The 25,019-nt window shown below is 66.4% G+C and carries 25 protein-coding genes; 15 read left to right on the top strand and 10 right to left on the bottom strand.

Features of this window, described 5'->3' with window-relative positions; genetic code table 11:
• Window positions 1-93: 93 nt before the first annotated feature.
• From C8J46_RS20080 to C8J46_RS20065, 4 genes are all read right to left on the bottom strand, one after another.
• A complete protein-coding gene (locus C8J46_RS20080; protein WP_347812393.1) occupies window positions 94-852 on the bottom strand; it encodes a sulfite exporter TauE/SafE family protein in 759 nt (252 codons plus the stop codon).
• A complete protein-coding gene (rlmN, locus tag C8J46_RS20075; RefSeq protein WP_132742454.1) occupies window positions 845-2,053 on the bottom strand; it encodes a 23S rRNA (adenine(2503)-C(2))-methyltransferase RlmN in 1,209 nt (402 codons plus the stop codon). Before rlmN ends, C8J46_RS20080 begins: the two co-directional genes overlap by 8 nt.
• A gap of 224 nt (window positions 2,054-2,277) precedes the next feature.
• Window positions 2,278-2,751, bottom strand: a complete 474-nt coding sequence (locus C8J46_RS20070) for a hypothetical protein (RefSeq protein ID WP_132742453.1) — start codon at window positions 2,749-2,751, stop codon at window positions 2,278-2,280.
• Complete coding sequence (locus C8J46_RS20065; protein ID WP_132742452.1) at window positions 2,748-3,431, bottom strand: histidine phosphatase family protein; 684 nt, start codon at window positions 3,429-3,431, stop codon at window positions 2,748-2,750. The genes C8J46_RS20070 and C8J46_RS20065 overlap by 4 nt, the downstream gene beginning before the upstream one ends.
• A gap of 140 nt (window positions 3,432-3,571) precedes the next feature.
• Between C8J46_RS20065 and C8J46_RS20060 the strand changes: the two genes are divergently transcribed.
• From C8J46_RS20060 to C8J46_RS20015, 9 genes are all read left to right on the top strand, one after another.
• Complete coding sequence (locus C8J46_RS20060) at window positions 3,572-4,225, top strand: outer membrane beta-barrel protein (protein WP_107951824.1); 654 nt, start codon at window positions 3,572-3,574, stop codon at window positions 4,223-4,225.
• A 130-nt stretch (window positions 4,226-4,355) separates the two neighbouring features.
• Window positions 4,356-5,474: a DNA polymerase III subunit beta gene (gene dnaN / locus C8J46_RS20055; RefSeq protein WP_056017955.1), complete on the top strand. Its 1,119-nt coding sequence runs from the start codon at window positions 4,356-4,358 to the stop codon at window positions 5,472-5,474.
• A gap of 61 nt (window positions 5,475-5,535) precedes the next feature.
• On the top strand, window positions 5,536-5,769 hold the full coding sequence (locus tag C8J46_RS20050) for a type II toxin-antitoxin system prevent-host-death family antitoxin (protein WP_132742451.1): 234 nt from the start codon (window positions 5,536-5,538) through the stop codon (window positions 5,767-5,769).
• Window positions 5,769-6,197 (top strand): type II toxin-antitoxin system VapC family toxin, encoded by a 429-nt coding sequence (locus C8J46_RS20045; RefSeq protein WP_165886691.1) that lies wholly within the window; start codon window positions 5,769-5,771, stop codon window positions 6,195-6,197. Before C8J46_RS20050 ends, C8J46_RS20045 begins: the two co-directional genes overlap by 1 nt.
• A gap of 52 nt (window positions 6,198-6,249) precedes the next feature.
• The gene (locus tag C8J46_RS20040; protein WP_132742449.1) at window positions 6,250-7,050 is read left to right on the top strand and encodes a Coq4 family protein; all 801 of its coding nucleotides are present in this window, start codon (window positions 6,250-6,252) and stop codon (window positions 7,048-7,050) included.
• Window positions 7,051-7,095: 45 nt separating this feature from the next.
• Window positions 7,096-8,304 carry a DNA replication/repair protein RecF gene (locus C8J46_RS20030; RefSeq protein WP_243643542.1) on the top strand — a complete coding sequence of 403 codons (1,209 nt, stop codon included), beginning with the start codon at window positions 7,096-7,098 and terminating at the stop codon, window positions 8,302-8,304.
• Between the two features lie 87 nt (window positions 8,305-8,391).
• Window positions 8,392-9,204 (top strand): OmpA family protein, encoded by an 813-nt coding sequence (locus tag C8J46_RS20025; protein ID WP_243643541.1) that lies wholly within the window; start codon window positions 8,392-8,394, stop codon window positions 9,202-9,204.
• Window positions 9,205-9,723: 519 nt separating this feature from the next.
• Complete coding sequence (gyrB, locus tag C8J46_RS20020; RefSeq protein WP_132742448.1) at window positions 9,724-12,255, top strand: DNA topoisomerase (ATP-hydrolyzing) subunit B; 2,532 nt, start codon at window positions 9,724-9,726, stop codon at window positions 12,253-12,255.
• Window positions 12,256-12,340: 85 nt separating this feature from the next.
• A complete protein-coding gene (locus tag C8J46_RS20015; protein ID WP_347812392.1) occupies window positions 12,341-12,586 on the top strand; it encodes a DUF1488 family protein in 246 nt (81 codons plus the stop codon).
• On the opposite strand, the gene C8J46_RS20010 is transcribed toward C8J46_RS20015, so the two are convergent.
• Genes C8J46_RS20010 through C8J46_RS20000 form a run of 3 tightly spaced genes read right to left on the bottom strand, consistent with a single transcriptional unit; the run spans window position 12,564 to window position 14,255 of the window.
• Entirely contained in the window at window positions 12,564-13,187 is a 624-nt protein-coding gene (locus C8J46_RS20010; RefSeq protein ID WP_132742446.1) for a DedA family protein, read from the bottom strand. The genes C8J46_RS20015 and C8J46_RS20010 overlap by 23 nt on opposite strands.
• A 42-nt stretch (window positions 13,188-13,229) precedes the next feature.
• The gene (locus tag C8J46_RS20005) at window positions 13,230-13,730 is read right to left on the bottom strand and encodes a DUF1993 domain-containing protein (protein ID WP_132742445.1); all 501 of its coding nucleotides are present in this window, start codon (window positions 13,728-13,730) and stop codon (window positions 13,230-13,232) included.
• A gap of 9 nt (window positions 13,731-13,739) precedes the next feature.
• On the bottom strand, window positions 13,740-14,255 hold the full coding sequence (locus tag C8J46_RS20000) for a DNA-deoxyinosine glycosylase (RefSeq protein WP_132742444.1): 516 nt from the start codon (window positions 14,253-14,255) through the stop codon (window positions 13,740-13,742).
• 248 nt (window positions 14,256-14,503) lie between these two features.
• Between C8J46_RS20000 and C8J46_RS19995 the strand changes: the two genes are divergently transcribed.
• A complete protein-coding gene (locus C8J46_RS19995) occupies window positions 14,504-16,537 on the top strand; it encodes a S9 family peptidase (protein WP_132742443.1) in 2,034 nt (677 codons plus the stop codon).
• A gap of 52 nt (window positions 16,538-16,589) precedes the next feature.
• On the opposite strand, the gene C8J46_RS19990 is transcribed toward C8J46_RS19995, so the two are convergent.
• Window positions 16,590-17,243, bottom strand: a complete 654-nt coding sequence (locus C8J46_RS19990) for a DUF1345 domain-containing protein (protein ID WP_132742442.1) — start codon at window positions 17,241-17,243, stop codon at window positions 16,590-16,592.
• Between the two features lie 49 nt (window positions 17,244-17,292).
• On the opposite strand from C8J46_RS19990, the gene hisS reads away from it, so the two are divergent.
• The 4 genes from hisS to C8J46_RS19970 all read left to right on the top strand — a co-directional run bounded on the left by hisS (window position 17,293) and on the right by C8J46_RS19970 (window position 22,175).
• Complete coding sequence (hisS, locus tag C8J46_RS19985; RefSeq protein WP_132742441.1) at window positions 17,293-18,537, top strand: histidine--tRNA ligase; 1,245 nt, start codon at window positions 17,293-17,295, stop codon at window positions 18,535-18,537.
• Window positions 18,538-18,670: 133 nt separating this feature from the next.
• Entirely contained in the window at window positions 18,671-19,744 is a 1,074-nt protein-coding gene (prfA, locus tag C8J46_RS19980; protein ID WP_132742440.1) for a peptide chain release factor 1, read from the top strand.
• 138 nt (window positions 19,745-19,882) lie between these two features.
• Entirely contained in the window at window positions 19,883-20,689 is an 807-nt protein-coding gene (prmC, locus tag C8J46_RS19975; RefSeq protein ID WP_279388920.1) for a peptide chain release factor N(5)-glutamine methyltransferase, read from the top strand.
• Window positions 20,690-20,930: 241 nt separating this feature from the next.
• Window positions 20,931-22,175, top strand: coding sequence for a DUF4167 domain-containing protein (locus C8J46_RS19970; protein WP_132742439.1), 1,245 nt, complete (start codon window positions 20,931-20,933; stop codon window positions 22,173-22,175).
• A 118-nt stretch (window positions 22,176-22,293) separates the two neighbouring features.
• Here C8J46_RS19970 and C8J46_RS19965 read toward each other — a convergent pair whose 3' ends face one another.
• Entirely contained in the window at window positions 22,294-22,584 is a 291-nt protein-coding gene (locus tag C8J46_RS19965) for a hypothetical protein (protein ID WP_243643540.1), read from the bottom strand.
• A gap of 71 nt (window positions 22,585-22,655) precedes the next feature.
• On the opposite strand from C8J46_RS19965, the gene C8J46_RS19960 reads away from it, so the two are divergent.
• A complete protein-coding gene (locus C8J46_RS19960) occupies window positions 22,656-23,084 on the top strand; it encodes a CBS domain-containing protein (RefSeq protein ID WP_132742438.1) in 429 nt (142 codons plus the stop codon).
• 27 nt (window positions 23,085-23,111) lie between these two features.
• Here the strand turns inward: C8J46_RS19960 and C8J46_RS19955 are convergent, their stop codons facing one another.
• Complete coding sequence (locus C8J46_RS19955) at window positions 23,112-24,665, bottom strand: lipopolysaccharide biosynthesis protein (RefSeq protein ID WP_279388919.1); 1,554 nt, start codon at window positions 24,663-24,665, stop codon at window positions 23,112-23,114.
• Between the last annotated feature and the right edge of the window lie 354 nt (window positions 24,666-25,019).

Below are 25,019 nucleotides of genomic sequence, written 5' to 3'. Positions count from 1 at the left end.
TCTTTTGGAAATGTGTAACGCCAAACCAAGCGTGTTCACCCGCGAAGGCGGGTGCCCAGACTGGGTCCCCGCCTTCGCGGGGAACATCGTGGTTCAGGCGTATGCTCTGTAAAAAAACACCACCGTCGTCGTCGCCGTCACCAGCAGCGTCCACCCGCGGATCACCCCATCCGGCAGCTTCCGCCCGAACCGCGCGCCGAAATACCCGCCGACCACGCCGCCCGCCATCATCGGCAGGCACAATGTCCACGCCACCATGCCGGTCGCCGCGAACACGATCGTCGCGGCGGCATTCGCGGTCGCCAGCATCAGCGTGCGCGGCGCGGCGAGCTTGGCGGGCGAGGCGCCGGCCAATAATCCCCAGGCGGCGGTCAACATCATCCCGACGCCGCCACCGAAATAGCCGCCATAGATCCCCAGCAACGTCTGCGCGGCGATCAGCGAGCGCGATCCGATCGCGACGCGTGCGTGGAGCCAGGTCGAGGCGGGCTTGCCGAACGCGATCGCCAGCGTCGCCATCAGCAATAGCCACGGCACGATCACGTCGAACGCGGTCGCCGGGGTGAAGAACAGCAGCAGGCTGCCGACCAACCCGCCGACGAACGTGATCCCCGCCAACGTCCGGATACCGACCCCGCCGACCGGCCCGAGATCGCTGCGATACGCCCATGCGCTCGCCATCGCCGCGGGCTGCACCGCGACGTTGCTGGTCGCATTGGCAATAGGCGAGGGCAGGCCGAGCGCGATCAGCGAGGGCATCGTCGCGAAACTGCCGCCGCCCGCCAGCGCGTTCATCGCGCCGCCCAGCATCCCCGCACCCGCCGCCAATCCCAGCGAAGCCAGATCAGACAAAAGCGGTATCAGCCTCGGCGGCGGCCTCGCGATCGATCTGCGCGCGACTCTTCTTCTCCGACGCGGTCTTCAGCTGTCCGCACGCTGCATCGATATCGCGCCCGCGCGGCGTCCGCACCGGCGCCGAAATCCCCGCGCCGAACACGATGCTGGAGAACGACTTGATCCGCTCAGGCGTCGAACATTCGTAGGTCGCACCCGGCCAAGGATTGAACGGAATGAGGTTCACCTTCGCGGGCAGTTCGTACTTCCGCAGCAACCGCACGAGCTCGCGCGCATCGTCGTCGGAATCGTTCTTGTCCTTCAGCATCACATATTCGAACGTGATGCGGCGCGCGTTGTTCGTGCCCGGATAGTCCGCACACGCCTGCAACAATTCCTCGATGCCGTACTTCCGGTTGAGCGGCACGATCTCGTCGCGCACTTCCTTGGTCACCGCGTGCAGCGATACGGCCAGGTTCACGCCGATCTCCGCCCCCGCACGCGCCATCATCGGCACCACGCCGCTGGTCGACAACGTGATCCGCCGGCGGCTCAGCGCGAGGCCAGCGCCGTCCATCACCAGCTTCAGCGCATCGCGGACATTCTCGAAATTATAGAGCGGCTCGCCCATCCCCATCATCACGATGTTGGTGAGCATGCGGCCCTCAGGCTGACTCGGCCATTCGCCGAGCGAATCGCGCGCAAGCATCACCTGCCCGACGATCTCGGCGGGGGTCAGGTTGCGCACCAGCCGCATCGTGCCGGTGTGGCAGAACGTGCAGTTCAGCGTGCAGCCGACCTGGCTCGACACGCACAACGTGCCGCGATCCGCATCGGGGATAAACACCATCTCGTAATCCTGCGCGTCATCCGAGCGCAGCAACCACTTCCGCGTGCCGTCGGTCGACACCTGCGCCTCGATCACGTTCGGCCGGCTGATCACGAAGCGCTGCTCGAGCCACGGGTGCATCGTCTTCGAGATATCGGTCATCGCCGAGAACTCGGTCGCGCCGCGATTGTAGATCCAGTGCCACAGCTGTTTCGCACGCAGCTTGGCCTGCTTCTCCTCGAGCTGCGACGTCTCCAGCGCCATCCGCAGATCGGCGAGCGACAGCCCGAGCAGATCGATCCGCCCATCGCTGCGCGGCACGAAGCTGCGGGGAACGGGCACGGGATCGATGTGCCCGGGGATGGGCATGAGGTTCGCGGCGGTCTGCATGCGCGAGCCCGTAGCGGAATTTTCGTGATTTTTCTACTGGCTGCTGGACGAGGGCGGAATCGCTCAGCCGTCTCTCAGGAGACAGACACCACCCCGGCGAAGGCCGGGGCCCAGTTGGGGGACGAAGATGGTGACGCTCAGCCCGTAGTTACGACCACCTTTCCAACTGGGCCCCGGCCTCCGCCGGGGTGGTGCCATCGGATTGGGGTACGATCTGTAAAACGTCACCCCCCGCTACACGCCAACACAGCGACATCGATCGCAGTCGCCCCCCCCGACAGCGTATAGACATCGACGAACGGCCGCCCCCCGACACCGACCGCCTCGACACTCATGCTCCGTCCCGACCGCATCGCCGCGACGATCGCCCGATCGCTCGGTGCATCGCCAGCCCAAGCATCCAGCCCGTTCGCCACCAGCGCAAATCGCCGCTCGCCAACCGTCAGCGTCACTCCGGCCGACCGATCGCGTTCCCGACTGAGCCGCACGTACAAGGACGCGCGCAAACCCCGCTTGGGCCACGTCGCAACGCTCGCGAACCCGGACGAACGCCCCCCCGCCATCACCGGCCGAGCAATCGCGTAACACCGCGGGGGCGAGGCATCGCGAAACGCCCCCCAGCCCTTGTAGACGCCGATCGTGTCGCGCGCCGATGCCGGGACCGCGGTCGCGAGGATCAGCAGAGCCGCCAATCTCACGCTGGAGCGAATCCCGTACCAAGATGCGGCACTGTCGCGCGTCCGTTCTCCACCAGCGTGACCGACCCCTGCGGCAACCCCTTCGCAATCGGCGCACCGAGCAACGGATCGACCGCCGCACCTGTCATCACGCCCAGCATCACCCGACTCGAGATCCCGTGCATGATCACCAGCCGGTCGCCCGACTCCTCCGCGGTATCTGCCAGCCACCCGCCAACCCGCGCAGCAATCTCCGCATACGTCTCGCCGTCCGGCGCAGGCTTCAGCGTGCCCCCCGGCAGCATCACCGGCCCGACCTCATCGACGACGTCCGCGTAATAGCGGCCGCCCCACGACCCCATGTCGATCTCGACCAACCGGGCATCGGTCCGCGCGTCGTGCCAATCCAGCTCCAGATGCTCGCAGATCACCGCCAGCGTCTGCAAGGCCCGCCCGGTCGGCGACGCCCACAACGCCAGCTTCGGCTTCACCCCCAGCACCCCACGCAAAGCCCGCCCAAGCTCGTCCGCCTGCGCGAATCCGGCCCGAGTCAACGGCGTATGCGCCGCATCCCCCTGCAACCGATGCGCCGCATTGAACACGGTTTCGCCGTGCCGCGCGACGAAATCGCGACCCTTGCGAAGCGCTGGAGTATCGCTTGAACGGGCGTCCGCTTCACCCTGCCGTTGGCTTGGAATCATGGCCCGCGTTTCAACCCCCTGTGGCGCAAAAGCAACGGATTTCCGCGTTTATCTGGGGTTCATGCAACGCCTCGCCGACTGGTCCATTGGAGCGGTCCGCCCCGCGTAATGGGGTGCCAGTTCAGTAAGGAGTAACCCCAATGCGTACGCTTATCGCCGTCTCGCTGCTCGCAACGACAGCCGTCGCGGCACCCGCCCTCGCGCAGACCAACCCGACCTTCACCGGCCCCCGCGTCGAGGCCACGCTCGGCTACGACCACACTGGCGCCGGCAGCAGCGTGTCCAACAACAACGGGCGTGACGACCAGAAGATCGACGGCCTGCTGTACGGCGGCGGCATCGGCTACGACATCGCGACCTCGGACAACATCGTGCTCGGTGCCGAAGCCGAACTGACCGGCTCGACCGCGAAAAGCGACCGCAACGACTACACCAGCGACTTCGGCTATGGCCGCGTCAAGCAGGGCCGCGACATCTATGTCGGCGCGCGCGCGGGCTATGTCGTCGCACCGACGACGATGCTGTACGTCAAGGGCGGCTATACCAACTCGAAGCTCGAAGTGCTCGCGGGCAGCACCAGCCAGACCACCGATAACAACTTCAAGCTCGACGGCTGGCGCGTCGGCGCGGGCGCGGAGCACGCGATGGGCCCGAACAGCTACGCCAAGCTCGAATACCGCTATTCGAACTATGAGCGCGGTAACATCGACTATGCGACTGGCGGCACCAGCAGCCGCTTCGACGTCGACACGGATCGTCATCAGGTGGTCGCCAGCTACGGCTTCCGCTTCTGATCGCTTTAACGCGACGTTTACCGTGATCAAAGAAGGGTCGGGGCGCTTGCTCCGACCCTTTGTTGTTGGGTAAGCCATTAGCGGATTGCCCCCAGCCCCGAGTCCGGCTGTGGAGGCCGGGGGAATTTTGATGAAGGCGACGATCGAACGCGCAACGCTCCTCAAGGGGCTGAGCCATGTCCAGTCCGTGGTGGAGCGGCGCAACACCATCCCCATCCTGTCGAACGTGCTGATCGAGGCGACGGCCGAGGGCACGCTCAAGCTGATGGCGACCGACCTCGACTTGCAGATCAACGAATCGATCGCGGCGGCGGTCGACCAGCCCGGCGCGACCACCGTGTCCGCGCACACGCTGTTCGACATCGCCCGCAAGCTCCCCGAGGGCTCGCAGGTCCAGCTCGCCGCGTCGGAAGGCCGGATGAGCATCGTCGCGGGCCGCGCGCGCTTCTCGCTCGGCACGCTGCCGCGCGACGATTTCCCGGTGATCGCCGAGGGCGAACTGCCGACCCAGTTCGAGCTGCCCGCCGAGACGCTCAAGCAGATCATCGACAAGACTCGCTTCGCGATCTCGACCGAAGAGACGCGCTATTATCTCAACGGCATCTTCCTGCACGTGGCCGACGGCGACAGCTCGAACCCGGTGCTGAAGGCCGCCGCGACCGACGGCCACCGTCTGGCGCGCGTCACGCTGCCGCGTCCCGAGGGTGCCGAATCGATGCCCGACGTGATCGTACCGCGCAAATGCATCGGTGAGTTGCGCAAGCTGCTCGACGAGGTCGACGGCTCGGTCGGCGTGTCGCTGTCGCCGACCAAGATCCGTTTCGACCTCGGCCAGGCGATCCTGACCTCGAAGCTGATCGACGGCACCTTCCCCGATTACAGCCGCGTGATCCCGACCGGCAATGACAAGATCCTCAAGATCGACCCCAAGAGCTTCATGGAAGGCGTCGACCGCGTCTCCACGATCGCGACGGAGAAAACGCGTGCGGTGAAGATGGCGCTCGACCGCGACAAGATCACTTTGTCGGTGACCTCGCCCGAAAACGGCACCGCCGCGGAGGAAGTCCCCGGCGATTACGTCGCGCTGCCGTTCGAGATCGGCTTCAACAGCCGCTATCTGATGGACATCCTCGCGCAGATCGACGGCGACATGGTCGAGGTCCACCTCGCCGACGCCGCCGCCCCGACTCTGATCCGCGAGAACGACAAGTCGCCTGCGCTGTACGTGCTGATGCCGATGCGGGTGTGAGCTGATTGCCGATCGTCTCGCTCATGACTAAGTTGGTCATCCAACTGGTCAGGAGCGAGTCGTGGAGGCTTTCAAGCTTGCGGATGCCAAGGCGCATCTGAGCGAACTCGTCAGCCGCGCCGAGGCTGGCGAGACGCTGGAGATCACACGACGCGGTCGACCCGTCGCGCGACTTGTGCCAGTGCAGTGCCCACGGCCAGTGATCGATTGGGAGGTCCTCCGTCAGGTTCGCGCTGGGGCCGCCGCCGACGATACGACCACGGTCGAGGAATTGCGCCGACAGAACCTCCTTTGATGATCTATTGCGACGCATCGTTGATCGTCGCGCTACTCGTCGAAGAAACACGCAGCGGTGTTGCCGCAGCCTGGATCGAACGCCAACGGCAGAACGACCTCGTTATCAGCCGCTGGGTTACTACCGAGGTCGCCAGCGCCTTTGCCATGAAACACCGAATGGGTGTGCTCTCGCGCGATCGACATGACCTTGCGGCCGAGGCGTGGCGCAGGACCGCGCTGGGCATGGCGATCGTCGAAGTCGAAGCCGCCGATTTCGATCGTGCCGGGACGTTGGTTGATGCCGGACCGCGGGGCTTGCGCGCCAGTGACGCACTGCATGTGGCGATCGCGCAACGTAGAGGCTTCGCGCTCGCCACGCTCGACAAGGGTATGATCGAGGGTGCTCGCGCCGTCGACGTCATGGTCGCCGCTATCGGCGATACTTGACGCCCCGCACGTGCTGCCATACTAACAGCAATGTCAGTAAGGAGTCGACTCGATGGCGAAGCTTCCTCCGTTTCCCGGTACGACCGGTCGTCGCGATTGGCGCACCGCATTCGACGCGATCAGGAAACTGCTCGCCAACGGTGACGACACGACCCAAGTGTTCCGGATCATGCGCGCGCTGAACGTCGGCAATGCGCCGATGAACTACGCGCGGCTGATCGCCACCGAACAGGGCGGGCGGATAGCCTATGACCGCGTCGAACTGGCGCAACGTTTCTCCGACCCCGCGTTCGTCGCGAGCTTCGCGCCCGGCACGGTGGGGGCGGCGTATCGGAATTTCCTCGAGACGACGGGCTATTCCGCGGACGGGTTGGTCGAGGTCTCGCGGCTCGAGCCGTCCGAGGACGATCTGGCGCATCCCTATGCATGGTTCGGCCGGCGGGTGCGCGATACGCACGACATCTGGCATGTGCTGACCGGCTACAAGGCGGACGAGAGCATGGGCGAGGCGGCGCTCGTCGCGTTCAGCTATGCGCAGGTCGGCGGCCTCGGCTGGGCGCTGATTGGCTCTGCGGCGGCATTGAAGAGCATACGCGTCACCGGCAGCAAGCTGTTCGCGAAGGCAGTCTGGGAAGGCTATCGCAACGGACGCAAAGCAAAGTGGATTTCGGGCGAGGATTATCTGCACCTCCTCCACGAACCGCTCGAAGCGGCGCGCGCGCGGCTCGGGATCGTCACGCCGGTCGCCTATCTGCGGGCACAGCGCGAACTCGGCCCCGAACTCGCCTCGTATCTCAGCATGCAGAAGGCGAAGCTCGAACCGGTGATTGTGCCCGAGCGGATCGCCGCCTGAGGCAAAGGCTGACGGCGCGCGGAAATTGCCGCTAAGGGCGGTGCGATGCTGTCGCGCCTCGTCCTCACCGATTTCCGCAACCATGCCGACCTGACGCTCCAGCCGGGGCCGGGGTTCGTGGTGTTGACCGGCGAGAATGGCGCAGGGAAGACGAATATCCTCGAAGCTGTGTCGCTGCTCGCACCCGGCCGCGGACTTCGCCGCGCCGCGCTGGGCGAGATGGCGCGGCAGGGCGGGGCGGGAGGCTTCGGTGTCGCGGCGACACTTTCTCCCGAGCACGCAACAGAATTCCCCTCCCGCTCGCGGCAGGGGTTAGGGGAGGGCGCGACGTACGTACTGGCGTCCGGTGCCGAGGAGAACGCGCCCCTCCCCCGACCCCTCCCGCCAGCGGGAGGGGAGTCAGAGCCGGAAGGGGGAATACACGCGCACGCCGAAGTCGACGTCGCGACCGGCACGCTAGCCTCGGCCCCGGAACGCCGCATCGTCCGCGTCCAGGGCGCCACCACCACCGCGAACGCGCTCGCCGAGTGGCTCACGATCCTGTGGCTCACCCCGGCGATGGACCGCCTGTTCGTCGCCCCCGCCGGCGAACGCCGCGGCTTCCTCGACCGCCTCACGCTCGCACTCGCCCCGAGCCACGCCCACCACGCCGCCCGCTACGACGCCGCGATGCGCTCGCGAAACCGCCTGCTCGCCGACGAAGGCCGTCCCGACGGCGACTGGCTCTCGGCGCTCGAAGCGCAGATGGCCGAGCACGGCGCCGCCGTAGATGCGGCCCGGCGTGAGACCGTCACCCTGCTCGGCACGAGGCTCGCGAATCAGGACGACAGCCCATTTCCCCGCGCCGGCCTCACGCTCGAAGGCTGGGCCGGCGACACCGCGCGCCTGCAAGCCGACCTCGCCCAGGGCCGCGCGCGTGATGCCGCTGCCGGGCGCACGCTCGGCGGACCCCACCGCGTCGACCTGATCGTCACCCATCTCGACAAGGAACGCGCGGCCTCTCTCGCCTCGACCGGCGAGCAGAAGGCGCTCCTGCTCGGCATCGTCCTGGCGCATGCCGATCTCGTCGCCGAGCGAACCGGCCAGCCCCCCGTCCTGCTTCTCGACGAGGTTGCCGCGCACCTCGACCCATCCCGCCGCGCGGCGCTATTCGCCCGGCTCGCAGGCCGCAGCCAAGTGTGGATGACGGGCACCGAAGACGCGCTGTTCGACGCGATCGGCGGTCAGGCAACGCGCATCGCGGTCGGGCGTTAGGCTGAACGCGCGCTGTCGAGCAGGCTCACCGCGCGTTCAAGCGGGCGCGGGCAAAGCTCCGTCCATCGAAGATACGGAGAGACGATGATGACCCGGAAATTCACGCGCGCAGCCCTTGGCGTCCTGATGGTTGCAGCAACCACCGCCCCTGTTTTCGCGCAGGTCCGTGACGGAGGACGGCCCGAGGGGCGCTACGATATGAGCCGCGCGCCATGGTTGCGCCCCGGCTATCGTCTGGAAGGCGCCGGCGTTCCGGTGCTCTTCCCCGAACTGCGCAATACGCGGCGCGGCATTGCGTTCGTGATGCCGAACTTCGATGCGAACGGCGATGGCCGGATCAGCCCGCGGGAAGCCGACGACGCCAACCGCGAATTTGCGCGCATTGCTGGCCCCCGCCGTGACCGCTTCGACTGGGATGCATACGGCCGTGACCCACGCGGCTATCGCGGCGACCGCGGCGGCACGACTGTAGTCGAGACCACCACGACATGGGACCGCGGCGCGATGCGCAACTACGGCTTCCGCCAGACCCCGCGCGGCGCGACGCTGACGCTGCAGGAGGACGTGCTGTTCCGTACCGACAGCGCCGTGCTGCGTCCCGGCGCGATCGAGAAGCTGCGGCCGCTCGCCCGCTATTTGCGCGGCAACCCCGGTGTCCGCGTCGCGATCGACGGCTTCACGGACTCGCGCGGGACGGACGCGCATAACCAGGACCTGTCCGAGCGTCGCGCCGCCAGCGTCCGCCAGGCCTTCGACGACATGGACGTGGTGCGCGCTCGCTTCAGCGTCGTCGGCCACGGCGAGCACGACCCGGTCGCGACCAACGCGACGCCGGCCGGCATGCGCCTAAACCGCCGTGTCGAAGTCACACTCCTCGGCCAGCGCGCCGACCGTTTCTGAGGAGCAGCTCCCTCTCCCCCCTCGGGGAGAGGGAAGGGGCCCGCCGCACTGGTGGTGGGAAGGGAGAGGGGCGTGAGGCTCAGGAGTTCGCCCCAACTCCCCCTCACCCTTCCGTCGCCTACGGCTCCTCCTTCCCTCTCCCCCAAAGGGGAGAGGGACGTAAGGGCCGCGCCCCTTCAGCCGCCCACCACCCCGGCGAAGGCCGGGGCCCAGTTGGGCGACGTCGCTAACAGAGTGCGGCACGTAGTTATTGAAACCTTTCCACCTGGGCCCCGGCCTGCGCCGGGGAGGTGGCTTCACCGGAGAAGCCGCGAGCCGCTGTCCTACACGACCCTACGCTGTCACTATCCCCGCATGGCGCTCCTAACCTCCTCGAAACCGACACGCCCGACACGCGAAGTGCACACTCGACACAAAACGCTCTCAGCGTCTGCACTTCCTATACTTCACTCCCGCGCGCCCCAGCCCGCGCCGGCCATTTCGCTTCCGTTTCGGCCGTCCGATGCCTATATACTTGTCATGGCATCCAACCCTGAATCCAATAATCCCAACCTCCCGAACATGGGCGACTACGGCGCCGACTCGATCAAGGTCCTCAAGGGCCTCGACGCGGTGCGGAAACGCCCCGGCATGTACATCGGCGACACCGACGACGGTTCGGGCCTCCACCACATGGTATTCGAGGTCAGCGACAACGCGATCGACGAGGCGCTCGCCGGGCATTGCGACCGCATCGACATCGTCCTCAACGCCGACGGCTCGGTCTCCGTCACCGACAACGGCCGCGGTATCCCGACCGGGATCCACACCGAGGAAGGCGTGTCCGCAGCCGAGGTCATCATGACCCAGCTCCACGCCGGCGGTAAGTTCGAGAACACCAGCGACGAAAACGCGTACAAGGTTTCGGGCGGCCTGCACGGCGTCGGCGTCTCGGTCGTCAACGCGCTCAGCGAATGGCTCGACCTGACGATCTGGCGCAACGGCGAGGAGCATTACATGCGCTTCGCGTTCGGCGACGCGGTCGCCCCGCTCAAGGTCGTCGGCCCCGCCACCGAGGGCCAGAAGGGGACGCGCGTCACCTTCTTCCCGTCGCCTGCCACCTTCAAGATCACCGATTTCGACTTCGACAAGCTCGAACATCGTTACCGTGAGCTGGCATTCCTCAACTCGGGCGTCCGCCTGTTTCTTAGCGACGCGCGGCACGAGGAGATGAAGACCGTCGAGCTCTATTACGAGGGCGGGATCGCCGCATTCGTGAAGTATCTCGATCGCGCCAAGCTCCCGCTGATGCCCGAGCCCGTCGCGATCAGCGGCACGCGCGACGACGTCACGATGGACGTCGCGCTCCAGTGGAACGACTCGTATTACGAGAACGTCCTCGCCTTCACGAACAACATCCCGCAGCGCGACGGCGGCACGCACATGGCCGCATTCCGCGCCGCGCTGACCCGCACGCTCAACAACTACGCCGAGAAATCGGGGCTGTTGAAGAAGGAGAAGGTCCAGCTCACCGGCGAGGACATGCGCGAAGGCCTGACCGCGATCGTCTCGGTCAAGCTGCCCGATCCGAAGTTCAGCAGCCAGACCAAGGACAAGCTCGTCTCGTCCGAAGTCCGCCAGCCACTCGAAAGCCTGATGGCCGACAAGATGGCCGAATGGCTCGAGGAAAACCCTGCACACGGCAAGGCGATCGTCGCCAAGATCATCGACGCCGCCGCAGCCCGCGAAGCCGCCAAGCGCGCCCGCGAACTGACGCGTCGCAAGGGCGTGATGGACATCGCCTCGCTGCCCGGCAAGCTCGCCGACTGCCAAGAGCGCGATCCCGCCAAGTCCGAACTGTTCCTGGTCGAGGGTGACTCGGCAGGCGGCTCGGCAAAGCAGGGCCGCGATCGCCATTTCCAGGCGATCCTGCCCCTGCGCGGCAAGATCCTCAACACCGAGCGCGCGCGCGAAGACCGGATGTTGTCGAGCCGCGAGATCGGCACGCTCATCACCGCGATGGGCACCGGCATCCGCGACGACTTCAACGCGGACAAGCTGCGCTACCACAAGATCGTCATCATGACCGACGCAGACGTCGACGGCGCGCACATCCGCACGCTGCTGCTGACGCTGTTCTACCGTCACATGCCCAAGATCATCGAGGGTGGTTACCTCTACATCGCCCAGCCGCCGCTTTACAAAGCGACCAAGGGCCGGTCCGAGGTGTATCTCAAGGACGACGCGGCGCTCGACGAGTATTTGGTCGATGCGGGCGTCAATACGATGGTGCTCGACGGTCCCGGTGGCGGTCGTTCGGGGCGCGACCTGAAGGATCTGGTCGATCACGCGCGCCGGATGCGGACGCTCATGCGCTACGTCCCCAAGCGCTATGATGCCGGTATGATCGAGGCACTCGCACTCGGCGGCGTGTTCGATCCGGAGGCTTCGGTCGAGGACCGCACCTCGCGTCTCGAAGTCGTGACGCGTCGTCTCGAACTCGACGACGGCGATGCCCGCTGGACCGCGGTGCTGACCGAAGACGGCGGCATCCACTTCCAGCGTGCATGGCGCGGCGTCACCGACCACCACATCATCGAGGCCAGCTTCCTGGTGTCGGCCGAAGCGCGGAAACTCCACGCGCTGTCGGGCGAGCACGCCGAAAGCTATGCGCAGACCTCTAACCTCGTCCCCGCCAGCAAGGCATCGCAAGCCGAAGAGCCGGAGGCCGAGGAGGGTACCGAGGCGGGTGCCGGTGTGATCGGCTCGGTCACGGCGGTCGCCGCGCGCGGCTCGACGCAGGTTTCGCGTCCGAGCCATCTGCTCGACGCGATCCTGACCGCCGGCCGGAAGGGTCTCGCGATCCAGCGCTACAAGGGCTTGGGCGAGATGAACGCGGAACAGCTCTGGGAAACCACGCTCGATCCGTCGGTCCGCTCGATGCTCCGCGTCACCGCGCTCAACGCCGAGAGCGCGAACGAGATCTTCACGCAGCTGATGGGCGAAGTCGTCGAACCCCGCCGCGAGTTCATCCAGGATAACGCGCTCAACGTCGCCAATCTCGACGTCTAAGGACGGAACATCGAACGTCCAACCGCGCTTAACGGCCATCTATCTAGGAGCGTAGAACATGGCCGAAGACCGGTTGGACATCGATATGAAGACCCTCGAAGACAATAGCGACCTGCGCCAGGTCGAATTCGAGGGCGAAGTCAGCGAAGAACGCTATCAGTTCGCGGTGCAGTATGATGTGCTCGAAGCACTGAGCACGGTGGCGCCCGAGGGTGATGCGGTGGCGATCTTCAAACAGCATCTCGACGAGATCGCCGACCTCGGCGTCGTCGCGCTGGCCCGCGATCCCGACCAGGAGATCGTCGTGATCAGCGAGAACGATCTCGACTGACGACGGCGTTTGACGTGGCGGTCGTCGCGCTCGCCTTGCGGACGTGGCGGCCCCGCCAGAAGCGGATCGCGGTGATTACCAACGCCGCGACCGCGACCAGGATCGCGACGCCGACGAGCTTCTGCTTCGGCATTACCTTGTCGACCAGCTCGATCAGCCCGTCGCCGAACACATAGCCGATCCCGGTGAACAGCACCCCCCACACCAGCGCAGAGATCGCGTTGAGCACCACGAAGGTGCGCGCGGGGATATGCGAGGTACCGATCGCGATCGGGCTGATCGTGCGCAGTCCGTACAAAAATCGGAAGCCGAGGATGAACACCGTCGGATGTCGATCGAGCGTGTCGAGCGCCTTAGCGAAGGCGGGCTTCTCGGCAATCCGACGGACCCGCTTGGTGTCGCGGTAACGGCGGCCGGCGAAAAAGAAGAGCTGATCCGCAAAGAACGATCCGGTCACCGCGGCGGCGGCGCTGCCGACCAGCGATACCAGATGCTGGTGCGCGAGCAGGCCGCCGGTGACGACGCTGGTCTCGCCCTCGAATGCCGCGCCGAGGAAGATCGCGGCAAGGCCGTACTGCGAAATGAAGCTTTCGATCGACATTCGCCGCCCTTGCCGGACCGCACGGGGTTTGGCCAGCCGTGCTTATCGGCCCAGATAATGCATCTTGCCGATCGGCACGCCGCGCATCCGTAAAAGCGCGTAGGCCGTTGTAATGTGGAAATAGAAATTGGGCAGGACGAAGCCGAGCACGTAGCTTTTGCCGGTGAAGTCGATGCTGCCACCCGGCGTGACGAGCGTAACCGGGGCCTCCTCCTTGCCGTCGATCGCTGCGCGGGGAACGGTGTCGAGAAACGCGAGCGTCGCGACGATCCGCTGCTGGAGCGCGGCGAAGCTGGCTTCGTCATCTACCATGGCGAGATTGGGGATGTCGCCGATCCGCACCATCGCGCCCTTTGCGGTGTCGCTCGCGCGCTGCACCTGCGCGGTCAGCGGCGTCATGTCGGCGGTCAGCCGGGTGTCGAGCATGTCCGCCTCCGCGATGCCGTGGTCGCGCGCGAACGTCTCGCCGACGGTCAGGATCGTCGACAGGCTGGCAAAACCGCGGCGGAAGGCGGGGACCGTGAGGTCGTAGAGGCTGGTCATGCGAGAAGGCTAGGCGCGCTTTGCAGGCGGGTCGAGCAGGAACGTCGCCAGTGCGCTCCAAGCGGGGTGCTTGGCCGCAATGCCGACCGTGTGGAGCGGGCTGCTCGACGGGAGCGCGACGATCTCGGGGCCAGCGACGTCGCGGCCAAGGAGCTTCATGCCTTGCTTGAGCGCGGTGCCGCCGTTGAACGCGATCGCGCGGAGATGCGGCAGGGTGGCGATCAGAGCGGGGAGGTCGTTACCTGCGATATCGACGATCGCCGCATCGGTGCTGCCTGCGCGGCGGGCCGAACCGATGACGTCCCACAGCGCGACGCGGGCCTCGCGTAACGCGTCGAGCCGGTCGTCATAGTCCAGCACGGCGAGGTCGCGACCGACGACGGGCGACATCAGCTGCCAGAACTGGTTCTGCGGATGTGCGTAATAGCGCTGCGCCGCAAGCGAGCGATCCCCTGGCAGGCTGCCGAGGACGAGCAGGCGCGCATCGGGCGCGGCGATCGGGGGGAAGGAGTGCTTGAGGGACATGGGTGTCTTTAGTGAAGATAGCTTTCCGTTCGACAACCCCCATCCGTCATCCTGACGAAAGTCAGGACCCCGAGCCGCGAAAGTCACCGTTCGTAACACTGGGTCCTGACTTTCGTCAGGATGACGAGGCGAGGCGCTGCGGATCGCTATCGCATCTGTCCATCTCGTCTTTGATCCCGCAGGCAAATCGATCCGTCACCAAACCCCGGTGATTGCGCATAATCCCGCAAGCGTCCTATCACACGCGCATGAAGATCATGCTCTCCGCCAGCCTCGCCGTGCTCGCCTTTGCGAGTGCCCCCGCCGCCGCCCGGCAACTCACCATCGACGACGTGACGATGCTCAGCCGCGTCGGCGCGCCGACCGCGTCGCAGGACGGGCGTTGGCTCGTCTGGGCGCAGCGCGAGACCGATCTCGCGGCGGACAAGGGGCGCTACGATCTCTGGCGGCTCGACCTGAGCACGCCGGGCGCGACGCCGGTGAAGCTGCTCGCTGATCCGCAGGTCAACGAGAACGACCCGCAGATCGTCGGCAACACGGTGTATTTCACCTCAGACAAGGGCGGCGAGGATGCAGTCTGGTCGGTGCCCGTAACGGGCGGCACACCGCGCAAGCTGACCAGCTTCAAGGGTGGGTTCAGCGGCTTCAAGGTCGCGCCGACCGGCGACAGGCTGCTCGTCTGGGCGGATCGCAAGCCCGGCGCGCCGAGCCTCGAGCCGGCGATGGTGAAGAAGGATCCGAACGCGGGCGCCGGCCGCACCTACGACCAGCTGTTCGTACGGCATTGGGATACGTGGGCGGATGGTACGCGATCGCAGCTGTTCGTCTTGCCGCTGACCGCGACCGGCGCGCCCGGCAACGGCGTCGCGATCGTCGGCGCGCTCGTCGGCGATACGCCCTCGAAGCCCAATGGCGGCGGCGAGGAAATCTCGTGGAGCCCCGACGGCCGCACCGTCTATTTCGCGATGCGTGAGGCTGGCCGGATCGAGGCGCTGTCGACCAACCTCGACATCTTCTCGGTCCCCGCGGACGGTTCGGCTGCACCGGTCAACCTGACCGCGGCGAACAAGGCGACCGACAACCTGCCGACGGTATCGCCCGATGGCCGCACGCTAGCGTTTTTCGCGATGCGGCGGCCGGGGTTCGAGGCGGATCGCCAAGTACTGACGCTGCGCGATATCGCCAGCGGCAAGACGGTGTCGCTGACCGAGCGCTGGGACCGCTCGGTCGGTTCGATCGCATGGGCGCCCGATTCGAAGTCGCTCTACGTGACGGCGGACGACACGCAGGAGACGCCGCTGTTTCGCGTCGATGCGACCACCGGCGCGGTCACGCGGCTGACTCAGGAGGGCCATGTCAGCGCGGTCGCGATTACCCCGCGCGGTCCCGTGGTAGCGACTGACAGCCTCACCGCACCCGCCGATTTCTACCGTGTCGCAAGCACCGGTGCGCCGCAGCGCCTGACCCAGGTCAACGCGACGAAGCTCGCGGGGATCGACATGCCGACGGTCACGCGGTTCAACTTCAAGGGCGCGAACGCCGACACCGTCTGGGGCTATGCGGTGAAGCCCTACGGCTCCACCGGCAAGGTCCCGATCGCGTACATGGTCCACGGCGGGCCGCAGGGATCGAGCAACAACAGCTGGTCGTATCGCTGGAACCCCGCGGTGTTCGCGGGCGCGGGCTACGGGCTGGTCGCGGTCGATTTCCACGGGTCGACCGGCTACGGGCAGGGCTTCACCGATGCGATCAGCAACAATTGGGGCGGCTGGCCGCTCGAGGATCTGCAAAAGGGTCTGAAGGCCGCGACCGACAAGTTCGCGTGGCTCGATGCGGACAATGCGTGTGCGCTCGGTGCGTCGTACGGCGGCTACATGATGAACTGGATCGAGGGGCAGTGGCCCGATCGTTTCAAGTGCATCGTCCAGCATGACGGCGTGTTCGACGCACGCGCGATGGCATATGAAACCGAGGAGCTTTGGTTCGACGAATGGGAGCATGGCGGCAAGGCCTATTACGAGGACCCGCAGGCGTTCGAGAAATGGAACCCGGTCAATTACGTCGCCAAGTGGAAGACGCCGATGCTGGTGATCACCGGCGAGAAGGATTTCCGCATCCCTTACACGCAGGGGCTGGCGACGTTCACCGCGCTCCAGCGGCGCGGCATCCCGTCGCGGCTGTTGGTCAATCCGGGCGAGAACCACTGGGTGCTGAAGCCGAAGAACTCGCGGCAATGGTATGGCGAAGTGCTCGGCTGGATGGGGAAGTGGACGGCGAAATAATTCCGCATGTCGTCATGCCGGAGCCCTTCCGGCATGACGACACGAGCTCACCTCAGCCACCGCTCCCCAGCACGTTGATCGTGAACGCCAGCACGCCGATGTTGAAGACGAACGCCGCCATGCACTGGCCAAGCGCCGCCTTGCGCACCCGGCGCGAGGTGATCTCGACGTCGGAGGTCTGGAACGTCATCCCCAGCGTGAACGCGAAATAGGCGAAGTCCCAGTAATCGGGCTCGTCGCAACTCGGGAAATCGAGGCCCTTGGCGTCCTTCCCGTCCGGATCGTCGACATAATAAAGATGCGCGTAGTGCAGCGTGTAGATCATGTTCGAGAACAGCCACGCCAGCGCCAGCGTCGCGATCGTCAGCGCGATCCCGACCGCGTCGTTCTTGCCCTGCAGTTCCTTGGCGACCGCGACCAGGATGACGAGCATGATCATACCGCTGAACCCGAGCAGCACCGCGCGATTGGCGTCGTTCTCTTCCGCCGCGCGGCGCATCCGTGCCGCGGTGGCGTTGCGGAATAGCGTCGAAACCGCGATCAGGAACACGACCGCAGCGACGTCGAACGCCGCCATCGTCCCCCGGCCCAACCCGATACGTGGGATCAGCGCGGCGAGGCCGATCGCGAAGACCAGCACGAACAGGATGAAGCGCGGCGGGGCAACGCGTTGGCCTAGGCCCCAATATCTGGCTTTGCTGGTCATGCCACAGCGCTAGCGCTTCGCGGGCACGTCGCCTAGATACGCGCGCATCATGGCCAAGACAGAAACCCCGCGCCGCATCCGTGGCACCCAGGACATTTTCGGCGACGAGCAGCGCCGCCTCGCGCACGTCCTGTCGACGTTCGAACGCGTGCGGGCTCTGTATTGCTTCCAGCGCGTCGATATCCCGGTGTTCGAGTCGACCGCGGTGTTCGCGCGCTCGCTCGGCGAGACGACCGATGTTGTGTCGAAGGAAATGTACACGTTCGAGGATCGCGGCGGGGACTCGCTCACGCTCCGCCCGGAGTTCACCGCAGGCATCGCGCGCGCCTACCTGACCGAGGGCTGGCAGCAGTTCGCGCCGCTGAAGCTCACCACCAGCGGCCCGGTGTTTCGCTACGAGCGCCCGCAAAAGGGGCGCTTCCGCCAGTTCCACCAGATCGACGCCGAGGTGATCGGTGCCGCGGAACCAGCGGCGGACGTCGAACTGCTCGTGCTGGCGGACCAGCTGCTGCGCGAACTCGGCATTTCCGAGGGCGTGACGTTGCAGCTCAACACGCTGGGCGACGCGGCGACGCGCGATGCGTGGCGCGAGGCGCTGGTCGCGCATTTCGAGGCGCATCGCGGTGAGTTGTCCGAGGACAGCCTGACCCGGCTCGAGAAGAACCCGATGCGGATCCTCGACTCGAAGGATCCGCGCGACCGCCCGATCGCCGACAGCGCGCCCGATATCGACGCATATCTGACGCCCGAGGCACGCGCGTTCTTCGAGGCGGTGACGGCCGGGCTCGATGCGGCGGGTGTCGCGTGGGAGCGCAACGCGCGCCTCGTCCGCGGCCTCGATTATTATCGCCACACCGCGTTCGAGTTCGTGACCGACCGGTTGGGCTCGCAGGGAACTGTGCTCGCGGGCGGCCGGTACGACGGGTTGATCGGCTCGCTCGGCGGGCCGGAGACGGCCGGCGTGGGCTGGGCCGCTGGTGTCGAGCGGTTGGCTATGTTGTTGGAAGAACCGGCGGCGGCTACGATCGATGCGGTCGTCGTACCAATGGGCGCCGAGGCTGAAACCCGCGCGACCGGTATCGTTGCCGATCTGCGGCGTGCAGGCGTGGCGGTCGAGATGGCGTATAAGGGTAAGATGAAGGCGCGGATGGCGAAGGCGGATGCACTTGGTGCACGGTTTGCGATCATTATCGGCGACGACGAACTCGCCAAGGGTGTTGCTGCGGTGAAGACCCTTGGCGCGGGAACGCAAGCCGAAGTCGCATTCGCAAATCTTGCGGAGGCGCTGCGTTGAACGTCGCGCCGTCTGCCGGCTCGCCCCCCACCCGTCATCCCAGCGAAAGCTGGGATATCCCAGTTGGCGGACGCAACACCCGCCCCAGTGAGATCCCAGCGTTCGCTGGGATGACGGATAAGGGGGCGGGAGAATGACCCAGATCTCCCCCGACCGCATCCGCGCGATCGAGGCTCGGCGTGACGAGCTGCAGGCGCTGATGTCGACCGGCGATCTCCCCTCGGACCGCTTCGTCGCGGTGTCGAAGGAATATGCCGAGCTCGAACCTGTCGCTCAGGCCGCCACCGAAGTGCGGCGACTACGGCAGGAGGCGGAGAGCCTCGCGTTCATGGCCGAGGATGCCGACGACGAACTGCGCGCGATGGCGTCGGACGAACTGCACGAGAACCGCACGCTGCTCGAAACCGCGGACCGCAAACTCGCGCTCGCGCTGTTGCCGCGCGACTCCGCCGACGAGCGCTCGGCGATGCTCGAAGTCCGCGCCGGCACCGGTGGCGACGAGGCGGCGCTGTTCGCGGGCGACCTGTTCCGGATGTACCAGCGCTATGCCGAATCGCAGGGCTGGCGGGTCGAAATGATCTCCGGATCGTCGTCCGACGCGGGCGGCTTCAAGGAAGTCGTCGCCAGCGTCACCGGCCAGGGCGTGTTCGCCAAGCTCAAGTTCGAGAGCGGCGTCCACCGCGTCCAGCGCGTGCCGACCACCGAGGCCGGCGGTCGGATCCACACCTCGGCAGCGACCGTCGCGGTGCTGCCCGAGGCGGAGGAGGTCGACGTCAAGATCGACGACAAGGACCTGCGCATCGACGTCTATCGTTCGTCGGGGCCGGGCGGCCAGTCGGTCAACACCACTGATTCCGCAGTGCGGATCGTTCACATCCCGACCGGGCTGACGGTGATCCAGCAGGACGAGAAGTCGCAGCACAAGAACAAGGCTAAGGCGCTGCGCGTGCTCAGAACGCGGCTGTACGAGGCGGAACGTGACCGGCTGCATGCCGAGCGGGCGGGTGCGCGGAAATCGATGGTCGGCTCGGGCGATCGCTCGGAGCGGATCCGGACGTACAACTTCCCGCAAGGCCGCGTGACCGATCACCGCATCAACCTGACGCTGCACCGCCTGCCTGAGATCGTCGCGGGCGAGATGGACGAACTGATCGGCGCACTGATCGCGCAGGACGAGGCCGACCGCCTGGCGCAGCTGGATGGCTGAGCTTTCCCCAGCCGCAACGGCATTCCCCTTCCGCTTGCGGGAGGGGTTAGGGGAGGGGTGTCCCACAAACGCCGCCGCCCGGTGATAGCCCCTCCCCCGACCCCTCCCGCGAGCGGAAGGGGAGCAGTAAGTTCGGCGATCGCCGCCGCCGCTGCGCAGTTCGCGTTCTCCGCCACCCCGCGCCTCGACGCGGAAATCTTGATGGCGCACGCCCTCAGCGTCGAGCGTAACGCGATCCTTCTCGACCCGGATCGCTACGCCGTCCCCGCGACCTTCGCCGCGCTCGTCGAACGCCGCCTCAACCACGAACCGGTCGCCTACATCACCGGCACCCGGGGCTTCTGGTCGATCGACCTCACCGTCGGCCCCGGCGCGCTCGTCCCCCGCGCCGACAGCGAAACGCTTCTGATCGCCGCGCAAGCGCACTTCGCCGGCCGCGCCCCCGCAACCGTACTCGACCTCGGCACGGGCCCCGGCACGCTACTCCTCGCGGCGCTCGACGAATGGCCCGCGCAAGGCCTCGGCGTCGACTATTCGCCCCAAGCGCTAGATTACGCCCGCGCCAACGCCGCTGCCCTCAACATGACCGACCGCGCCCGCTTCATCCGCGGGAGTTGGGCCAGCGCGATCGTCGGCCAGTTCGACCTCATCCTCGCCAACCCGCCCTATATAGCCACCGACGAGCAACTCCCGGCCGAAGTCCACAACCACGAACCGCACGCCGCGCTGTTCGCCGGCCGCGACGGGCTCGACGACTACCGCATCCTCGCCGCGCAACTCCCCGCGCTGATCGCCCCCGGCGGCGCGGCCGTCATCGAGATCGGATCGACGCAAGCCGAGCCCGTCACCGCACTGCTCGAAGCGCAGGGTTTGCACGTCGCGCTGCACCACGACTATGGAAACAACCCCCGTGCGCTGGTCGCGACGACAGGAATACGGCGCTAACCGGCAGTTTTCGCTTGTAGTATGGCCTTTCCGCCCGCTATCACGCGGGCAGGGGCACGCACTCTCGACGATTGGTCGGTTTAGAGCGATGACCCGCATCCTTCGCTTTGAGGTCGCTGCAGTCCGGCGGCCCTGGCAAGTTCGACGCACCGATCTCGTCTAGATCGTCGGTGCGCGACGGGGGTTTGCACCGCATTTCGGAGCACGACCAGATTTTGGTTCGACGACTGAGGACACAAGCTTGATCAACAACCGGCAAGCCGGCCGCCGTCGCGGTCGTGGCAACAATAATAATGGCGGCGGCGGTAGTGGTGGCGGTCAACGCCAGGGTGGCGGCGGTGGCGGCCAGGGTGGTCGCGATACCGGCAACCGCATCGACAGCCGCGCGCGCGGCAACGCGAGCCAGCTGTACGAGAAGTACAAGAACCTCGCGCGCGACGCGCAGCAGCAGGGCGACCGCGTCAACATCGAATATTACCTCCAGTTCGCGGACCATTATTTCCGCGTCCTGAGCGAAACCCGCGCCCGCTTCGAAGAGAGCCAGCCGCAGGCGCAGCAGCAGCCGCGTCGCCAGCAGCCGTTCGATCTCGACGGCGACGACGATTACGGCGACGAGGGCGAACCGATCCGCTCGGGCGAGCAGCAGGGGCAGGCTTCGGCTGAGCAGCAGAATGGCGGCCAGAACGGCCAGTACCAGAGCGCGCCCCGCCAGAATCGCGACACGCAGAACCGCGAAGATCGTCCGCAGCGCGACGACCGGCCGCAGCGCGAAGAGCGCCCGCGGTACGAGAACACCCGTTATGAAGGCCAGCGTAACGAAGGTCAGCGTAACGAGGGCCAGCGTAACGAGGGCCAGTCGCGCAACGACGGTCAGCGCGAAGACCGCGTTCGTGGCGAAGGCCAGCGCAACCAGCGCAACGCTCCCCGCGATACGCAGCAGCGCGACGAGCGTAGCGGCGAAGAGCAGGGTCAGGCGCGCGAGGCACAGGCCCGTGAGAACCAGGCCCGTGAGAACCAATCGCGCGAGACCCAGCCCCGCGACGAGCAGGTCCGCGAGCCCCGCTCCGACTACCGCGATGCGCCGCAGCGTGAGACGATCCGTCGCACGCCGCGCACCAGCGTCCAGGTCGCCAACGCCAACCAGGATTCGGAAGCCGACGCGGTCCGTTCGGTAACTGAAGCCCCGGAGCAGGCTGCCCAGCCGATCGAAGCCGTCGAGACGACGACGCCTGTCGCCGCGGCCACCGAGGAGCAGCCCCGCCGTCGCGGTCGCCCGCGCCGCGATCGCAGCCTCGACGCACCCGTTGCGACCGAAGATGCAGCACCGACCGCATTCGATGCGGACCGCCTGCCGCCATCGCTCGGCATCTCGGCCATAACGCCGGCGCCAACGCCGGCGACCGAAGCGACCGCTACCGATGCGGCGCCGGAAGAAAAGCCCCGCCGTCGCCGCGTTCGTGCGGTACCGGACGAGGTCGCAGGCTGAAGCCGTCATCCCGGACTGATCCGGGGCATAGCTGAGACCTGAAAGGGCCGGTGCCGCGTCACGCGACACCGGCCTTTGTCATGTTCGACGTCTGATCGACGTTATGATCGGCGTGCGCTCAATCGATCCGCGCGACATCCTCGTCATGCCCGCTTCCCGAACTCAGGAACGCGAGCCCCATCAGCAGCCCGGCCATCATCACCGATCCGCCGACCCCGCCGATCACCGCGAGCATCGTCACCAGATGCAGCGGCCCCTGCAGGTGCGCCATCGCCGCAATCACCGCCGCGACGCAGATCGCCGCCGCCAGCACCATCCACGCCATGATCGCGCGAAACCGCGCCCACGCGAACGCCGCATAATGCGGGTCGTCCAACCCGGCCGGTGGTTCAGGCAGTCGATCGGTCATCGCTTCACATTGCCGCGCAAACATGGTTTCCTCAAGTCAGGCGCACCAGACGCATATGAGGAGAGGCGAAGATGACGATCGCGGCGATCCTGAAGGACCGAAAGGGCGGCATAGAGTCGCTCCACCCGGACTCGACTGTGGCGGAGGCGGTGGCGCTGCTCGCAGAGAAGCGGATCGGCGCGGCACCGGTGCTCGACGGCGACCGGGTGGTCGGCATATTCTCCGAACGCGATGTCATCCACTGCCTGCAATCGGACGGGGCTGCCGCGCTGGACCGGCGGATCGCCGATGTGATGACCACCGCGGTGAAGTCGGTCGGCCCGAACGAGTCCGCGATCGGCGCGCTGTCGCTGATGACTCAGCGGCGCATCCGCCATCTGCCGGTGATCGACGGCGACACGCTGGTCGGCTTCGTGTCGATCGGCGACCTGGTCAAATACCGTATCGACCGGATCGAAGCCGATGCTGCAGCGATGCGCGAATACATTCAGTCCGCCTAGATCAGGGGGCTAAACCAGGGGGCTAAACTAGGCAGCGACAGGTTGCTTCCGCACCACGGCGATCAGTTCGCGCACCGTCGCCCGCGCAAAGATCAGCATCCACGCCGCATAGACCGCTGCGCCGATAGCCACGAGGACCAACAGCCGCCAATGCGAGTCGAGCGGCGGCAGGCCGCGATCCACCAGCCCGACGATCAGCGCCATCGCGATCGCCGCCAGCGCCGGTGATGCGACCGCCCGCGCCACGTCTCGCGCGCGCACCCCGATTACCGGCAGTGTCCGCCATGCGCTGATCGCCAGGTAGACCGGATACGCCGTGATCCACGCGATGCCCATGCCGGTAGGGCCCCATTGCACGCCGACCAGAAACGCCGTGGTCAGGATCATTGCACCGACCGCGCCGTTCTGGACGCCGATCCCCGGACGGCCGCGCGCGTCCGATGCTGGCGTGAACAACACCTGCAACGTCATGAACGGCATCGCCAGCGCGAGCAGGTGGACGATGGGCGCCGTCTCGCGCCATTTGTCGCCCAGCACGGTCAGCACCAGCGGCTCGGCGGTGGCGGCCAGCCCCATGTAGAATGGCATCGCGACGATCATCACCATCCGCACCCCCTTCACGAACGCGCGCCCGATCGCGGCGGGATCGGCTTGCATCCGCGCATAGGCGGAGAAGGCGACCTCGTTCAGCGGCGGCACGAATTTCGAGACGAAGATCTGCGTGAGGAACAGGCTGGTTGTATAGATGCCGAGCATGTGCGGCGAAAAGCTGCGCCCGGCGATGAACACGTCGGTCTGGCTCTGCAGGAACCAGAACAGCTGCCCCGCGGCCATCACCCCGCCATAACGCGCGATCGTCCCGGCGCCGCGAAAGTCAAAGCTCGGCCAGACCAGCGACCGCGCGCTCCACGTCATCATCGCGCCGCGCACGCTAAACAGCACGATCGGCGCCAGCACCAAAGTCCATACCCCGAGACCATAGAGCGCACCGCCGAGCGCCGCACTGGCCGAGGCGATCGACGCGGTGATGTTAGCCTTGGCCTGGTGACGGAAATCCATCGCCCGCGAGAGCAGCGCATACGGGAGCGCGATGAAGGGGGTCGTCAGATAGAGCAGCGCTTGGACGCGGAGCATGTCGCCGACGATCGGCTGGCGATAATAGGCGGAGGCGAGTGGTGCGAGTGAGAGCTGCGCGACGGCAAGCCCGACGTTCAAAACGATCAGCATCCCGAACAGCTGCCGGACTTCGCGCTCGCTGATCTCCTTTTGCTGGATCAGCCCGCTCGCCAAGCCATAGCCGTTGAGCATCGCCATGAAGGTGAGAACCACCTGGCACATCGCGAACAGGCCGTAATCGGCAGGCGCCAAGATGCGGATAACTAGGAAGGTCGCGCACCACTGCACCATCTGCGCGACGATTTGGCTGCCCGATCGCCATATGAGCGCGCTGCGGACCTGCCCGGCGAGCGAGGTCGGTCCGGAGGGCGCGCCCGGCGCGTCCGAGGACCCAGGCGCCGACAGGGTCTCGGGCACGTTCGCCGGCGGGGGGGCAGGGATCGCGGTATCCATCGTATCGGGCATGTAGCGATATGGGCCTTCACAAGCGCTTAAGGCGAGGCCCTAAAGACGGATGGTGCGTGCCACAGGACGCGGGGGCGTCCTTTGGCGATCTCCGGCGGCGGAATGAAGTGCAGTTACAAGCGCTTCGTCAGCACCGGCCGGGGGGTGTGGGGCGTCATAAACGCGCCAACTCGAGAAAATTGCCACAAATGTGAAAGATTGTGTTTGACGCGAATCGGAACCCCGCCTAGAGGGGTGTCACCGCAGCGGAGTGCCTTACTGGTTACCGCGGTGGTCGCAAAAAACCAGATGCTGCAAGCTTCTTCTACGGGAGGGGTTATGCGAGTGTCGGTATTTTTGTCGGCTCTTTGACAT

It is taken from the genome of Sphingomonas sp. PP-F2F-A104-K0414, from assembly GCF_004340945.1.
GTDB lineage: Bacteria > Pseudomonadota > Alphaproteobacteria > Sphingomonadales > Sphingomonadaceae > Sphingomonas.
The sequence above is the reverse complement of the archived record's forward strand: the minus strand, read 5'-3'. Positions and strand labels throughout refer to the sequence as shown.

Bases quoted from the DNA above. Each gene is read 5' to 3' on its own strand.
- C8J46_RS20000 (WP_132742444.1), bottom strand. From the start codon at position 14,255: ATGTCCCTCAAGCACTCCTTCCCCCCGATCGCCGCGCCCGATGCGCGC.
- C8J46_RS20010 (WP_132742446.1), bottom strand. From the start codon at position 13,187: ATGTCGATCGAAAGCTTCATTTCGCAGTACGGCCTTGCCGCGATCTTC.
- C8J46_RS20015 (WP_347812392.1), top strand. From the start codon at position 12,341: ATGAAGACCCTCGAAGACAATAGCGACCTGCGCCAGGTCGAATTCGAG.
- C8J46_RS19995 (WP_132742443.1), top strand. From the start codon at position 14,504: ATGAAGATCATGCTCTCCGCCAGCCTCGCCGTGCTCGCCTTTGCGAGT.
- prfA (WP_132742440.1), top strand. From the start codon at position 18,671: ATGACCCAGATCTCCCCCGACCGCATCCGCGCGATCGAGGCTCGGCGT.
- C8J46_RS20025 (WP_243643541.1), top strand. From the start codon at position 8,392: ATGACCCGGAAATTCACGCGCGCAGCCCTTGGCGTCCTGATGGTTGCA.
- C8J46_RS20065 (WP_132742452.1), bottom strand. From the start codon at position 3,431: ATGATTCCAAGCCAACGGCAGGGTGAAGCGGACGCCCGTTCAAGCGAT.
- C8J46_RS19965 (WP_243643540.1), bottom strand. From the start codon at position 22,584: ATGACCGATCGACTGCCTGAACCACCGGCCGGGTTGGACGACCCGCAT.
- hisS (WP_132742441.1), top strand. From the start codon at position 17,293: ATGGCCAAGACAGAAACCCCGCGCCGCATCCGTGGCACCCAGGACATT.
- C8J46_RS20030 (WP_243643542.1), top strand. From the start codon at position 7,096: ATGCTGTCGCGCCTCGTCCTCACCGATTTCCGCAACCATGCCGACCTG.
- C8J46_RS19990 (WP_132742442.1), bottom strand. From the start codon at position 17,243: ATGACCAGCAAAGCCAGATATTGGGGCCTAGGCCAACGCGTTGCCCCG.
- C8J46_RS20060 (WP_107951824.1), top strand. From the start codon at position 3,572: ATGCGTACGCTTATCGCCGTCTCGCTGCTCGCAACGACAGCCGTCGCG.
- C8J46_RS20045 (WP_165886691.1), top strand. From the start codon at position 5,769: ATGATCTATTGCGACGCATCGTTGATCGTCGCGCTACTCGTCGAAGAA.
- C8J46_RS20040 (WP_132742449.1), top strand. From the start codon at position 6,250: ATGGCGAAGCTTCCTCCGTTTCCCGGTACGACCGGTCGTCGCGATTGG.
- C8J46_RS19955 (WP_279388919.1), bottom strand. From the start codon at position 24,665: ATGCCCGATACGATGGATACCGCGATCCCTGCCCCCCCGCCGGCGAAC.
- C8J46_RS19960 (WP_132742438.1), top strand. From the start codon at position 22,656: ATGACGATCGCGGCGATCCTGAAGGACCGAAAGGGCGGCATAGAGTCG.
- rlmN (WP_132742454.1), bottom strand. From the start codon at position 2,053: ATGCAGACCGCCGCGAACCTCATGCCCATCCCCGGGCACATCGATCCC.
- dnaN (WP_056017955.1), top strand. From the start codon at position 4,356: ATGAAGGCGACGATCGAACGCGCAACGCTCCTCAAGGGGCTGAGCCAT.
- gyrB (WP_132742448.1), top strand. From the start codon at position 9,724: ATGGCATCCAACCCTGAATCCAATAATCCCAACCTCCCGAACATGGGC.
- C8J46_RS20005 (WP_132742445.1), bottom strand. From the start codon at position 13,730: ATGACCAGCCTCTACGACCTCACGGTCCCCGCCTTCCGCCGCGGTTTT.